The sequence below is a fragment of the Nocardia sp. No.11 genome, assembly GCF_038752175.1.
In the GTDB taxonomy this organism is placed as follows: domain Bacteria; phylum Actinomycetota; class Actinomycetes; order Mycobacteriales; family Mycobacteriaceae; genus Nocardia; species Nocardia canadensis.
Genome location: NZ_JBCGFB010000156.1, coordinates 1 through 12,252, shown reverse-complemented (window position 1 = coordinate 12,252; position 12,252 = coordinate 1). Strand labels below are relative to the sequence as shown.

General features: G+C 70.3%; 12 protein-coding genes and 2 pseudogenes. 8 read left to right on the top strand and 6 right to left on the bottom strand.

Annotation, left to right across the window (positions count from 1 at the left end; all coding sequences use genetic code 11):
- Window positions 1-712: pseudogene (locus V8688_RS28770) on the top strand (hypothetical protein); the annotation flags it as partial.
- A 1-nt stretch (window position 713) separates the two neighbouring features.
- Here the strand turns inward: V8688_RS28770 and V8688_RS28765 are convergent.
- Entirely contained in the window at window positions 714-2,141 is a 1,428-nt protein-coding gene (locus V8688_RS28765) for an amidase (RefSeq protein WP_218715968.1), read from the bottom strand.
- A gap of 150 nt (window positions 2,142-2,291) precedes the next feature.
- Here V8688_RS28765 and V8688_RS28760 point away from each other — a divergent pair, with 150 nt between their 5' ends.
- From V8688_RS28760 to V8688_RS28740, 5 genes are all read left to right on the top strand, one after another.
- Entirely contained in the window at window positions 2,292-3,158 is an 867-nt protein-coding gene (locus tag V8688_RS28760; RefSeq protein ID WP_218715967.1) for an alpha/beta hydrolase, read from the top strand.
- Window positions 3,145-3,747, top strand: coding sequence for a TetR/AcrR family transcriptional regulator (locus tag V8688_RS28755; RefSeq protein WP_316573915.1), 603 nt, complete (start codon window positions 3,145-3,147; stop codon window positions 3,745-3,747). The genes V8688_RS28760 and V8688_RS28755 overlap by 14 nt, the downstream gene beginning before the upstream one ends.
- A 54-nt stretch (window positions 3,748-3,801) precedes the next feature.
- Entirely contained in the window at window positions 3,802-4,578 is a 777-nt protein-coding gene (gene recO, locus V8688_RS28750) for a DNA repair protein RecO (protein WP_218715965.1), read from the top strand.
- A 118-nt stretch (window positions 4,579-4,696) separates the two neighbouring features.
- Window positions 4,697-5,509, top strand: coding sequence for an isoprenyl transferase (locus V8688_RS28745; protein ID WP_218715964.1), 813 nt, complete (start codon window positions 4,697-4,699; stop codon window positions 5,507-5,509).
- Window positions 5,510-5,583: 74 nt separating this feature from the next.
- Entirely contained in the window at window positions 5,584-5,937 is a 354-nt protein-coding gene (locus V8688_RS28740; RefSeq protein ID WP_255586597.1) for a YbjN domain-containing protein, read from the top strand.
- Window positions 5,938-5,940: 3 nt separating this feature from the next.
- Here the strand turns inward: V8688_RS28740 and V8688_RS28735 are convergent, their stop codons facing one another.
- Both V8688_RS28735 and V8688_RS28730 read right to left on the bottom strand, forming a co-directional pair.
- On the bottom strand, window positions 5,941-6,693 hold the full coding sequence (locus V8688_RS28735) for a hypothetical protein (protein ID WP_308248320.1): 753 nt from the start codon (window positions 6,691-6,693) through the stop codon (window positions 5,941-5,943).
- 107 nt (window positions 6,694-6,800) lie between these two features.
- A complete protein-coding gene (locus V8688_RS28730; protein ID WP_218715962.1) occupies window positions 6,801-7,409 on the bottom strand; it encodes a TetR/AcrR family transcriptional regulator in 609 nt (202 codons plus the stop codon).
- A gap of 103 nt (window positions 7,410-7,512) precedes the next feature.
- Between V8688_RS28730 and V8688_RS28725 the strand changes: the two genes are divergently transcribed.
- Window positions 7,513-8,487, top strand: a complete 975-nt coding sequence (locus tag V8688_RS28725; protein ID WP_342802108.1) for a hypothetical protein — start codon at window positions 7,513-7,515, stop codon at window positions 8,485-8,487.
- A gap of 190 nt (window positions 8,488-8,677) precedes the next feature.
- On the opposite strand, the gene V8688_RS28720 is transcribed toward V8688_RS28725, so the two are convergent.
- Window positions 8,678-10,288 carry an FAD-dependent oxidoreductase gene (locus V8688_RS28720; RefSeq protein ID WP_342802107.1) on the bottom strand — a complete coding sequence of 537 codons (1,611 nt, stop codon included), beginning with the start codon at window positions 10,286-10,288 and terminating at the stop codon, window positions 8,678-8,680.
- A gap of 172 nt (window positions 10,289-10,460) precedes the next feature.
- Here V8688_RS28720 and V8688_RS28715 point away from each other — a divergent pair, with 172 nt between their 5' ends.
- On the top strand, window positions 10,461-11,264 hold the full coding sequence (locus tag V8688_RS28715; protein WP_342802106.1) for a hypothetical protein: 804 nt from the start codon (window positions 10,461-10,463) through the stop codon (window positions 11,262-11,264).
- A 6-nt stretch (window positions 11,265-11,270) separates the two neighbouring features.
- On the opposite strand, the gene V8688_RS28710 is transcribed toward V8688_RS28715, so the two are convergent.
- Together V8688_RS28710 and V8688_RS28705 are read right to left on the bottom strand one after the other, a co-directional pair.
- Complete coding sequence (locus V8688_RS28710; RefSeq protein WP_218715958.1) at window positions 11,271-12,041, bottom strand: ESX secretion-associated protein EspG; 771 nt, start codon at window positions 12,039-12,041, stop codon at window positions 11,271-11,273.
- A pseudogene (locus V8688_RS28705) lies at window positions 12,028-12,252 on the bottom strand (hypothetical protein); the annotation flags it as partial. The pseudogene V8688_RS28705 and the gene V8688_RS28710, both read right to left, overlap by 14 nt.

Below are 12,252 nucleotides of genomic sequence, written 5' to 3'. Positions count from 1 at the left end.
GCGCGGACCGATCGGTCATCCGGGCCCCGCCGCCGGGACCCCGCCCACCGGTGTCCCGGTCGGCCACTCCTGGGCACCGACTCCGTCGCCCCGCGCCGTGACAGTGCCGGTGTCCCGTCGTCGGCTCCTGGCCGCCGGGGCGGTGGCCGGGCTCACCCTCGCGCTGGTAGCGGCCGGTGCCGTCGCGCTGAATCGCGACGAGTCGCCCGCCGCCGCGCCCACGACCTCGGCGGCGCCGACCACGGCTGCCGAATCGGCATGGGGCGCGCACGAATACATCGTTCGTGCCCTGCCCGAGCTGCTCCCGCGTACGCCGTTCGCGAGCGGCTACCAGGGCGCACGGTGCGCGGCCGTCGACAAGGAGCACCGGCCGATCGCGCTCGACCAGCACGACGGCGTCGGCCGGCTCAGCTGCAACGGTGACCGCGATCCCGTGGAACGTATGACGGTGTACTGCAACGGCGACCGCACGCCGAGCAACGCCCGGCCGTTCGTGGAAGCGACCGAGATCCGGGAGGAGAACTGGGAGCGGTCCTCGGGGCGGGGCAGGCTCATCGTCCAGAACATGCCGGGTCTGCGCGCGGGCACCACGTCGGGGGCGCTCGTCGTCCAATTCGACGACCCGGCACGGAACTTCTGCCTGGTCAGCATTATCGGCGCCACCAACGGCGCCGAGCTCTACGACCGGTGGTGGCCGACCGCCCCGTTCTGACTCACCACCACGGCGTGGGTCGCGCCCGCTCCCACCGCAGTTCCGCTTCCAGCTGAGCCGCCAGCGAGATCAGCATCGGCTCGGAGTTCGCGGTACCCATCAGCTGCGCGCCGATCGGCAGTCCGGCGTCGGTGAAACCGGCGGGCACGTTCACGCTCGGCCAGCCCAGGACATTCCACGGCCAGGTGTAGGGACAGGCGGCGGTGATCAGAGCGTTGGTCGCCCCGACGCCGATCCCGTCGATCTCCTCGGCACGCGGGGGCGGGGTGGCGGTGGTCGGGGCCAGGACCAGGTCGTAGTCGTCGAAGAACGCGCCGATCCGTGTGCGCAGCAACGGCTCGGCGCGGCGTGCGGCCGCGAGCACGGGACCGCCGAGCAGTCCGCCCAACCGGGCGTTGGCCGTGGTGCGCGGGTCGACGATCGCCTCCGGCATCGCGTCGCGCACGCGCGCGATCCCCGCCATCGAGCGCGGCAGGAACGACGCGCCGATCATCAGTCCGTAGTGCAGGTCGGCCACGGTGACCGTGTGCCCGAGGCCGCGCAGCGTCGTCGCCAGTGCGTGGACGGCCGCCGCGATCTGCGGGTCCAGCGCCGTCTTGGTCGCGGTGAACGGAATCCGCAGGGAGAGCGCGATTCTGAGCTTGCCGGGGTCGCGCCCCACGGCGGCGCTCGCGTCGATCGGCGCCGGGGTGTGCAGGTCGCCGCGGTGTGGTCCGGCGGTGACGTCGAGCAGCAGAGCGGCATCGCCGACGGTGCGCGCCAACGGCCCGTTGACGGTGAGCCCGTAGAACGCCTCGGCGTGCGGCCAGGTGGAGATGCGCCCGCGCTGCGGCTTGATCCCGACCAGGTTGTTCCACGACGCGGGGATGCGCACCGAGCCCGCGCCGTCGGAACCCAGTGCGGCGGGCACCAATCCGGCCGCGACCGCCGCGGCGGAACCGCCCGAGGAGCCGCCGGGGGTGCGCGTGCGATCCCAGGGGTTGCGAGTGTGGCCGAAGGCCTCTCCGCTGGTGAACGGGAGTTGGCCCAGCTCACAGGTATTGGCCTTGCCCACGATCACCGCACCGGCGGCCCGCAACCTGCGCACCGATTCGGCGTCCTCCGTCTTCGGCGCGAACTCGCCGCCGCAGCCGAAAGCGGTGATCTCCCCGGCGATATCGGTGTCGTCCTTGACCGCGATCGGGACGCCGAGCAGCGGCAGCCGTTCGCCGGCGGCCAGACGCGCGTCGGCGTCGGCGGCCTCCCGGAGCGCGGCCTCGCGGCGGACGGTCCGGAAGGCGTTGAGCGTCGGCTGCGCGGCCTCGATCCGGTCGAGCGCCTCGGTCACGGCCGCGACGGAGGAGACGCTGCCGTCGGCGAGCGCGGCGGACATTTCGGAAAGGCCGAGGTCGGCCGAGGGCTTCGGCGCGAGGCGGTCGGGCGCGGACATGTGAGCTCCGTCTCTGCAGGTAGTGGGGTCGACCGTAGCCCCGAGCTGGTCGCTCGTCCACATACCCTGGGTGGATTTCTCGGGTATAGACATACATTCCGTATGTATGTAACAGTGAAGAGGCCCAGCATTCGACCAGGGGAGGACCCCATGGGAATCAGCTCAGCACTCGGCCCGGCGCGCGAGATCGCCCTGTCGTCCGGCCGTATCCGCTATCACGACACCGGCGCCGGCTCGCCGGTCGTGTTCGTGCACGGCCTGCTCGTCAACGCCGACCTCTGGCGCGGGGTGGTCCCCGGCCTGGTCGCCGCCGGACACCGCTGCCTCACCCCCGACTGGCCGCTCGGATCGCACTCGATCCCGCTGCCCGACGCCGATCTCACCCCCACCGGCATCGCGGATCTCATCGCCGAGTTCCTCGACGCGCTCGACCTGACCGACGTCACCGTCGTCGCCAACGACACCGGCGGCGCGCTCACCCAGATCCTGATGACCCGCAGGCCTGAACGGATCGGCCGGGTCGTGCTGGCCGCCGTCGACTGCTTCGAGGTCTTCCCGCCGCAGCCGTTCGCGGCGCTGCTGAAGGTGGCGAAACTGCCCGGTGCGGTCGCCCCGTTGCTCGCGCCGATCCGGTGGAAGCCGATGCAGCGGCTGCCGCTCGCCTTCGGCCTGGTGACCAAGCATCACCTGCCGGCCGACATCGCACGGTCCTACCTGGGGCCCGCCCAGCGCAGTGCCGCGATCCGTGCCGACCTGCGTCGCTTCGCCGCGGGCGTGGACAACCGGGTCACCCTCGCGGCCGCCGAACGCTTCGCCGAGGTCGACTTTCCCGTGCTGGTGGTGTGGTCCACCGAGGACCGGCTGTTCCCGATGACACTGGCGCAGCGGCTCGTCACCGCACTGCCGAAGGCGAGTCTGCGTACCGTCGACGACTCCTACACCTTCGTGCCCGAGGACCGGCCGGAGTTGCTCGCCGAACTGATCGTGGAGTTCACTCGGCTGCATGCAGCGCCGTAGTCAGGAGGATCGCTCCCGCACCACCCGAGCCGCGCTCGAGCAGGCAGGCCGCAGCCTGTTCGCCGAGCGCGGCTTCGCCGCGACCTCGGCCGAACAGCTGGTGGCCGCCGCCGGTGTCACCCGCGGTGCCCTGCAGCACCACTACGGCGACAAGCGCGGGCTGTTCCTGGCCGTACTCGAGCAGATCGAGACCGAAGCCACGGCGGAGATCGCGAGCGCGGTCGCCGCCGTCGCCCCCGACGATGTCGTCGCGGGCATGACCGCGGGTCTGGCCTGTTTCCTCGACATCTGCGCTCGCCCGGAAATGCTGCGTGTGGTCTTGATGGACGCCCCGACCGTCCTCGGCTGGCCCGCCTTCCGCGAATTCGAATCCCGGCACGGCCTCGGCCTGATCACCGGCCAACTGCAACGCGCCGTCGACTCCGGTCTCGTCCCGGCCGTCCCGGTCCCGGTCCTCGCGCAGCTGCTGCTCAGCGCCATCACCGAAGCCTCGCTCATCGTCGCGCACGCCGAGGACGCGGAGCGCGCCCGCGCCGAGACCCAGCAGTCCCTGCTGCTGCTCATCGCCGGTCTGCTCCGGCGGGACTGACCGGCCCGCCGTGTCCGTGGTGGCGGTGTCGGGTCGACGTGGAAGACTGAGGCCGTGCGGTTGTATCGGGATGAGGCGGTGGTGGTCCGTCAGCACAAGCTGGGCGAGGCCGATCGCATCGTCACGCTGCTGACCAGGCAACACGGTCTGGTGCGCGCGGTCGCCAAGGGAGTGCGGCGCACCAAGTCGAAGTTCGGGGCGCGGCTCGAGCCGTTCGCCTACATCGACGTGCAGCTGCATCCGGGCCGCACGCTCGACATCGTCACCCAGGTGACCACGGTCGAGGCGTTCGCCGCCGACATCATCGACGACTACGGCCGCTACACCACCGCCTGCGCGATCCTCGAGACGGCCGAACGCCTGGCGGGCGAGGAACGCGCACCGGCGCCGAAACTGCACGCGCTCACCGCGAGCGCCCTGCGCGCCATCGCCGCCAAGCAGCGCCCGCACGAACTGATCCTCGACGCGTATCTGTTGCGCGCCATGGGTTTCGCCGGTTGGGCGCCCGCCCTGGACGACTGCGCCCGCTGCGCGACGCCGGGCCCGCATCGCGCGTTCCATGTCGCGGCGGGCGGCGCGGTCTGCGTGCACTGCAGGCCGCCGGGCGCGAGCACCCCGGCCGCGGGGGTCCTCGACCTGCTCGTCGCCCTGCTGAAGGGGGAGTGGGACTACATCGCCGGCGTCCCCGACAACATCCGCCGACAGGCCAGCGGCCTGGTCGCCGCTCACCTGCAGTGGCATCTGGAACGGCAGCTGCGCACGCTGCCGCTGATCGAGCGAAGCCGTGCCGATACGGGCGAGTACCGCTCGGTCGCGGGCGGCGTCGGCTGAGCGGCCCGACCGCGGCGAGCGGGCCGGTCCGGCCGGATCGGTCGCGCACCTGCCGCCGCAACCCTCGATCCGGGCCATCCGCGGAGCCCGTGCGGGCCGTGCTCGACGATCAGGCAGGATGGATGCCGTGATCCTGCGTCGTGACTCCTCCACCGCGAGCAAGCCCGCCCGCACCGTGCGCCCGCCGTCTGCGCATCCCTCCGGTGCGCGTCCGCCCGCGATCCCGCCGGAGCTGGTCCCCAACCACGTCGCGCTGGTGATGGACGGCAACGGCCGCTGGGCGCAGGAACGTGGCCTGCCGCGCACCGCCGGACACGAACGCGGCGAGGCCGTGCTCATGGACTCCGTCGAGGGCTGTATCGAGATCGGCGTCAAGTGGCTGTCCGCCTACGCCTTCTCCACCGAGAACTGGCGGCGCAGCCCCGACGAGGTGCGCTTCCTGATGGGCTTCAACCGCGATGTGATCCGCCGCCGCCGCGACGAGATGCACGAGATGGGTGTGCGCGTGCGCTGGGCCGGTCGCCGACCGCGCCTGTGGCGCAGCGTGATCAAGGAGCTCGAGATCGCCGAGGAGCTCACCAAGGACAACGACGTGATGACGCTGACAATGTGCGTCAACTACGGCGGCCGCGCCGAAATCGCCGACGCCGCACGCGAGATCGCGCGCCGGGTGGCGGCGGGGGAGATCGATCCGGAGAAGATCGACGAGGCCACCGTCGCCCGGTACCTCGACGAACCCGATATGCCCGACGTCGACCTGTTCCTGCGTCCCTCCGGGGAGTTCCGCAGCTCGAACTTCCTCATCTGGCAGGCCGCGTACGCCGAATTCGTCTACCAGGACACGCTTTTCCCCGACTTCGACCGGCGTAACCTGTGGGACGCGTGCCTGGAATACGCCAAGCGCGATCGTCGCTTCGGCGGCACCAAATGAGCGACGGAGCCGAGATGGACGCGGTGGTCACACCCGAACTGGACCTGCAGGCGCGCACCGGCGCCTGTCTGCAGATGCAGGACATCGATGTCCGCGTCGACGCCGACGGCTCGCTCGGCTTCGAATACGACGGCGCGCTGTGCTCGATCCGCGCGGTCACCCTGGCGCCGGGCCTCACCGTGCTGTCGCTGACCAGCGTGCTGGCCTGGGATCGCCCGCTCAAGCCGCAGCTGCACAAGCGCGTCGCCGAGCGCAACAACGAGATCCAGTTCGGCTCGGTCACCCTGATCGGGCGCGGCAAACTGGGCGATGTCATCCTGCGCTACACGTTCCCCGCCGAGGGCCTCGACGATCAGGCGCTGACCACCATGCTGCTGCTCACGCTGTCCGGCGCGAGCAGGGCCAGGCAGGGGCTGCTCGCGCCGTAGGCGTCAGTTCGAGGGCTTCCAGGTGATCTTGCCGCCCTGGAAATCCTGGGCCTTGCCGCCCTGGTAGTCGTATTCGTCGCTGGTCGGGTAGCCGTAGCGGCCGCCTTCGGAGCCCGCCCGGATCCAGTCGGCCTGGATGCTGCCCCACACCGCGTGCGCGCCGGTCGACGAGGACCAGTAGATGGCGCCGGTCGGGAACATCGAGAACTGGCCGTCGCCCTTGCCTGCCTTGGAGACGTCGCTGAGCGGGAATCCCAGCGGGCTCGACTCCCAGCCGAGCGCGGCCCACTTGTCCCGGATCGGGCCGCTGATCTGGTGCGCGCCGGTGCCGACCGACCAGTAGATCGACCCCTTCTGGAAGTGGTTGTAGCGGCCGGTGCCACCCGGGGTCGACTCCTCGCGAGTGACCGGATAGCCGAGCTTGCCGCCCTCGTTGCCCAGCTCGGCGAACTTGTCGCGGATCTGCCCGGCGACGGTGTTGGCGTTGGTGTCGGGGTGCCAGTAGATCGCCGCGTTGTTGGCGAAGGTCTGGTACTTGCCGCCCGCCGCGGCGTCGGATTCGGGTGAGGTGGGGTCACCGAGCGCGGGGCCGCCGGCCTGGTCGTATTCGATCTCGATCGCGCCGCCCACCTCGAATCCGCCGATCATGCGTGCCTGCGCGGTGCCTGCCACGGCGACGGGCAGGACGGCCGCCACGGTCGCGGTGGCGAGGGCGGCGATGCCGCGTGATCGAAGGGTTCGTCGGTGCAATGCCACAGGAAACTCCCTGGTCGGATCGATTGTCGGCGGTTCGGTGGCCCCACGACCCCACCTGTGCCGCACCCGAACCTACCCGTTCCCCGGCGTCGGTAACAGTGAGCTTCCTAACGATCCCGGGCCGGGTCGATCGGCAGCAGCACCTCGACGCCTCTGGCCATCTCCTCCGGATCGACGTCGCCGAGCAGCAGATGTTGCAGGATGAAGCCGGGCATGATCCCGATGATGGTCTTGGCCAGTGCGTCGACATCGGCGTCGGCCGGAATCCAGCCGAGCTCGCGCATCCGCACCACGTACTCGCGCCACAGATCCCGCATGGTGGCGATGCCCTCGCGCACCGGTAGACCGGCTTCCGGCTGCACCAGTGCCAGTGCCCAGGCCTGCGGCGCCAAGCGCAACGGCCCGTCCGCGCCGCTGTGCTTGATCACCTCGGTGGTGAGCAGCCGGACGACTTCGGCGGGCACCGGCGGCGTCTCGGCGCGGATGATCTCGGCCAACCGCGACCTCAGCGGCACCATCGTCTGGAGAACCAGGGCCGCGATGATCTCGTTCTTGCTGGTGAAGTACCGGTAGACGGCCCCCGCCGACAACCCGGCCTCGGCGAACACATCCTGCATCGAGGTCTCGTGGAAACCCCTCTTGGCGAAGCAGAGCTGCGCGGCGTCGAGGATCTGCTGCCTGCGACGTTCGAGGTGTTCTTCGCTGACTCGGGGCATGCCTCAAAGTAAAACGAATATCCGTTCTTGACAAGCGCGGGCTCTCGATGCCACCGTGGAACCACCAAAAAGAACGAACATTCGCTTTAAGGGGAGAACCGCCATGACGATCACTCGACGAGCGGTCGCGCTCGGTCTCGCGGCCACCGCGCTGCAGGCTCTGCTCCTGATCGCCTTCGCCTGGCCCGCCGTCAACCTCGCTCCGCGCGACCTGCCCATCGCCGTCACCGGTCCACAGGCCGCGCAGGTCACCCAGCAGCTGCAGCAGCGCAGCCCCGACGCCTTCGAGATCACCACCCTCGCCGACGCGGACGCCGCCCGCACCGCGCTCACCGACAACGAGGTCTACGGCGCCATCGTCACCGGCCAGGGCGCACCGCAGGTCCTGGTCGCCTCGGCCGCCTCACCCGCGGTCGCCCAGCAACTCACCGCCCTGGCCCAGCAGTTCGGCGGCGCGCCCGCCACGCCGGTCCAGGACGTCGTCGCCACCGACCCCGACGACCCGCGCGGCGCCGGCTTCGGCTCGATGGTGCTGCCCCTGGTGATGTCCGGCATCGCCGCGGGTGTGCTGCTCACCCTGCTGATCCCCGGTTTCGCCGCCCGGCTCGTCGGCCTGGTCACCTTCGCTGTCGCCGGCGGTCTGCTCAGCACCCTGGTCTTCCACACCTGGCTCTCGATCGTTCCCGGCTCTTACCTGGAACTCGCCGCGATCGCCGGCCTGGCCGCGTTCGCCGTCGCCGCCACCCTCGTCGGCCTGGCCGCCGCGATCGGCCGCCCCGGCATCGGCCTGGGTGCCCTGACCATGCTCCTCATCGGCAACCCGTTCTCCGCCGCCACCTCCGCCCCCGAACTCCTCCCGCAGCCCTGGGGCACCATCGGCCAGCTGTGCCCGCCCGGCGCGGCCGCGTCCCTGCTCCGTTCGGTCGCCTACTTCGACGGCGCGGGCGCCCTGGCCCCCCTCGCGGTCCTGCTCACCTGGTCGGCTGCCGGTCTCGCCCTGCTCGGCCTGGGCGCCCTGCGCTCCCGCCCCACGCCCGCCCTGGACGCCACCTCCACCCCGGTCGCCGTCGCCGCCTGACATCCCCGCCGATGTTCCGCACGAATCTTCGTGCGGAACATCGGCGCGTTCCGGATCNCCCCGGTCGCCGTCGCCGCCTGACATCCCCGCCGATGTTCCGCACGAATCTTCGTGCGGAACATCGGCGCGTTCCGGATCGCTCCGGTTTCCGTCGAAGGAGTGCGAGCGATCGAACCCGTTCGGCTGAACCTCAGCCCTTCAGGATCAGGTCGGCGCATTTCTCGCCGATCATGATGGTGGGCGCGTTGGTGTTGCCGCCGGTCACGCTCGGCATGATCGAGGCGTCGGCGACTCGGAGGCCGTCGATTCCGCGCACTCGCAGTTGCGGATCCACGACCGCGCGCTCGTCGACACCCATGCGGACCGAACCGACCGGGTGATAGACGGTGTGGATGCGGTTCGGTAGTTCTTCGCGCATCGCCGCTTCGTCGGTGAAGGGTGCGCCGGGAACGATTTCGCCCTCGTTGTCGCCGGTTCCCGCCATGATCGCGCGGACCATGTCGATGCCCTCGAGCAGCACCTCGGTGTCCTCGGGTGCTGTCAGATACGCCGGATCGATGAGCGGTGCGGCGGCCGGATCCGCCGAGGCCAACCGCACGGTGCCACGGCTCTCCGGGTAGATGAGGGCGGGGAAGACGCTGTGACCCGGCTTCTTGGTGGCCGGAACGACTCGCTTGTCGGAGTCCTGATTCGGCGACGGATACACCCAGTAGAGGCTGAGTAGTTGCAGGTCGGGAATGTCGTGGGCATGCGAGGTGCGCACGAAGGCGACGGATTCGAAGGAGGAACCGGCCGCCCACGACGATCCCGGACGAACCCGTTCGGCCGCCAGTCCGCGCAGGAAATACGGAGCCGTCGGCCTGCGCAACGCCGAATTCATCGCGAAGGACAGGGGGACGAAGAGGTGGTCGTGCAGATTGTCGCCCACCGGCAGATCCGCGACGACGGCGATGCCGTGCTCTGTCAGGTGCGCGGCCGGGCCGATCCCGGACAACTGCAGAATCTTCGGTGATCCGAACGCGCCGGCCGAGACGACGACCTCGCGCGAGGCCCCGATCACCTGCGTGCCGCCGTCGACCACGATCTGCACGCCCGTCGCGCGGGAGCCTTCGATCACGATCTTCGTCACTCGCGCTTGCGTGCGCACGGTGAGATTGGGCAGCGGATCTTCGTGCAGGTAGCCCTTGGCCGCGGAGTACCGCACACCGTTCGCGGCGCTCTGCTGAAAAACCGCGACGCCTTCCTGGCTCTCGCCGTTGTAGTCGTCGATTCTCGGCACACCCAGGCGCGTTTCGGTGGCGTCCATGAACGCGCGCGCCGCGTCGGTGATGGTGTGCTGGCGGGTGACCTTGATCGGACCACCGGACCCACGCCATTCGCTCGCGCCGTCCTCCCAGTCCTCCATCCGCTGGAAATAGGGCAGGACGTCCTCGTAGGCCCACCCGTGACAGCCCTCGGCGGCCCAGTCGTCGAAATTCTTCCGGTGACCCCGGACGAAGAGCATCCCGTTGACCGAACTCGATCCGCCGAGGATCCGGCCGTGCGTCATGGGGATCCGGCGGCCGAGCGCGTGGCGCTGCGGGATCGACTTGTCGCCCCAATCGAACAGCTTCTTCAGCTGCGGCGTCGAGTGCATGACGTTGATCGCGCCGGGAATCCGGAACAGCATTCGGGCCCAGCCCTTGTCGTCCGGGCCACCCGCTTCCAGCAGCACCACGGACGCGCCGCTCTCGGCGAGCCTGCGCGCGACCGCACAGCCCGCGCTTCCCGCTCCCACAACGACGTAGTCGGCCTCGGTCACAGCGCTCTCCGGTCGGGAGTCGACCCGACGACCTCCGAATTCTAGCGCGGCACGTGTCACATCAGAAAGCGCTCGTTAGCATCGGTGTGAGCGACTGCTGGTGTCGCGGTGGCCGTTTCTGAGTGGAGGAATCGTCGTGGGCGGTCTGGCGGTGGTATCGCGGGTGAGGCGAATGTCCGGGCGGGGGATAGGGCTGCTCGCGATTGCGGCGGTGCTGCTCGGCGTCTCGTTCGTGGTCGTTCCGGGGATGGCGGCGGGGTGGGGTTCCGCGGGCGGGATCGGAAACGAGGGGGAGCTGCGAGACGCGTTGCGGGTGGCGTTCGTCGGGTACTGGAGTTCCGGGGCAGGGGAATTCTCGCCCGCGCTGAATGAGGTGGTGGCGTACTGGTTTCGGTATCACGTGGCCAAAGCCGTGATCGCGGCGGTGCTGCTGGGGGTTCTGACGGTGCTGGCCGTCGCGTTGTGGAACGCCGTCGGCCGGGAAGATGATGCGCGGTGGGGGCGCCGCGTCGCCCTCGGGGCGGCCGGTGCGGGCGTCACGACGTGCGCGCTCGTCGCGGTGCTGGCCGTGATGGCGAATGTGCAAGGCGCGGTGGCGCCCTACGCCTCCCTGTTGCCGATGCTGTTCGACGACCCGGTGGGTCCGGAACTCGCGGGGACCGTGACAGACGTCGGTCGGCAGCTGGCCGCAGCGGGTTCGTCGCCCGCGCTCGAGGTGATGATCGGTGACTTCACGCGCTATCACGTCGCGATGGTGGTGATCGCGTCCATGGTCGCCGTGGGGTGTGCCGTCGCGACGGTGGTGTTGTGGCGGCGGCGGGCCGGAAAGTCCTCGGCGGAGCGGGGCGTTCTCGCCGGGCTCGGGTTGCTCACGATGGGACTGACCGTGGTGTTCGTCGTTGTCGCGGTGGCGAATACCTCGACGGTCGCCGAACCCGTGCCCGCGTTGCAGGCACTGTTCGACGGCGGGTGGTGAGCGAGCTCAGGCGAGGCGTTCGTCGGGTTCCCCGAACTCCTGGTGGTAGCGCTGGGCGCGGGCGAGCATGCGGCGGATGCCGGCGACCATGCGGTCGGTGGGCAGGGGTTCGGCGATGATGGGATCGCCGGTCTTGACGTAGTAGCGACCGTCGTCGTAGTCCATCCACCAGAAGGTGCGGCCGGGGCTGGGGCGGGCGTCGACGGCGGGGCCGGAGAAGGCCGAGATCTCGCCGAAGGCGTGGCGTCTGCGGCGGAAGATGCGATTGAGCTGGTCGGCGGAGCTGAGCTGACCCGCGCGGTACTCGAAGTGTTCCTCTTCGGCGGCGAGTTGTTCGCGGCGGACCTCCACCGGGGGCTTGGTGCCCGGCTTGGCGCGGGGCAGCGCCGCGACCGCGAGGGCGGCGACCTGATCGGCCGTGCAGTAGGTCATGACGACGTCACCGCCGACGTCCTCGGCGGGGCCGCGGGCCTGCGTCAGGGTCGCCCCTGCGCGACCGCGGATCGCGCCGTGGAAGCGGACCACATTCGAATCATCCTGTCCGATATAGCCTTTGGATTCGACCCTGGCGTCGGGTTCGAGCAGGACGGCCAGCGCGTGCTCGACCGCCGGATCGTACTTGCCGAGCAGATTCTCGACCGCCGCCTCCCGATGCCGCTTCAGCTCCTCGAAGTCGGCGATATCGGTGCGGTACTGCAACGGGTAGGGAAGACGGTCACGGCCGTACCCCGACCACAGGATCTCGAACTCGATGCCGGTGAACTCAGCCCGCTGCACTGTCGCTGTCTCCGCCGATCACCGGGGGCACGGTCCGCAGCCCGTCCGTGCCGATCAATAGTTCGCCGTTCTCCTGGGTGATCAGGTAGTCGGGCACGCCCTTGGTCCGTTCGTCGTCGGACCCGCCGCGCGCGCCCGGTGCGCCCATGCCACCCATCCCCGCCGCACCGCGGGCTCCGCTCGCCGCACCCGCTCGACCTGCCGCGGCGGC

Excerpts from the sequence above, each read along its gene's own strand:
- V8688_RS28740 (WP_255586597.1), top strand. The coding sequence starts at position 5,584 with ATGCAGGACATCGATGTCCGCGTCGACGCCGACGGCTCGCTCGGCTTC.
- V8688_RS28765 (WP_218715968.1), bottom strand. The coding sequence starts at position 2,141 with ATGTCCGCGCCCGACCGCCTCGCGCCGAAGCCCTCGGCCGACCTCGGC.
- V8688_RS28730 (WP_218715962.1), bottom strand. The coding sequence starts at position 7,409 with ATGCCCCGAGTCAGCGAAGAACACCTCGAACGTCGCAGGCAGCAGATC.
- V8688_RS28715 (WP_342802106.1), top strand. The coding sequence starts at position 10,461 with ATGTCCGGGCGGGGGATAGGGCTGCTCGCGATTGCGGCGGTGCTGCTC.
- V8688_RS28725 (WP_342802108.1), top strand. The coding sequence starts at position 7,513 with ATGACGATCACTCGACGAGCGGTCGCGCTCGGTCTCGCGGCCACCGCG.
- V8688_RS28745 (WP_218715964.1), top strand. The coding sequence starts at position 4,697 with ATGGATGCCGTGATCCTGCGTCGTGACTCCTCCACCGCGAGCAAGCCC.
- V8688_RS28755 (WP_316573915.1), top strand. The coding sequence starts at position 3,145 with ATGCAGCGCCGTAGTCAGGAGGATCGCTCCCGCACCACCCGAGCCGCG.
- V8688_RS28760 (WP_218715967.1), top strand. The coding sequence starts at position 2,292 with ATGGGAATCAGCTCAGCACTCGGCCCGGCGCGCGAGATCGCCCTGTCG.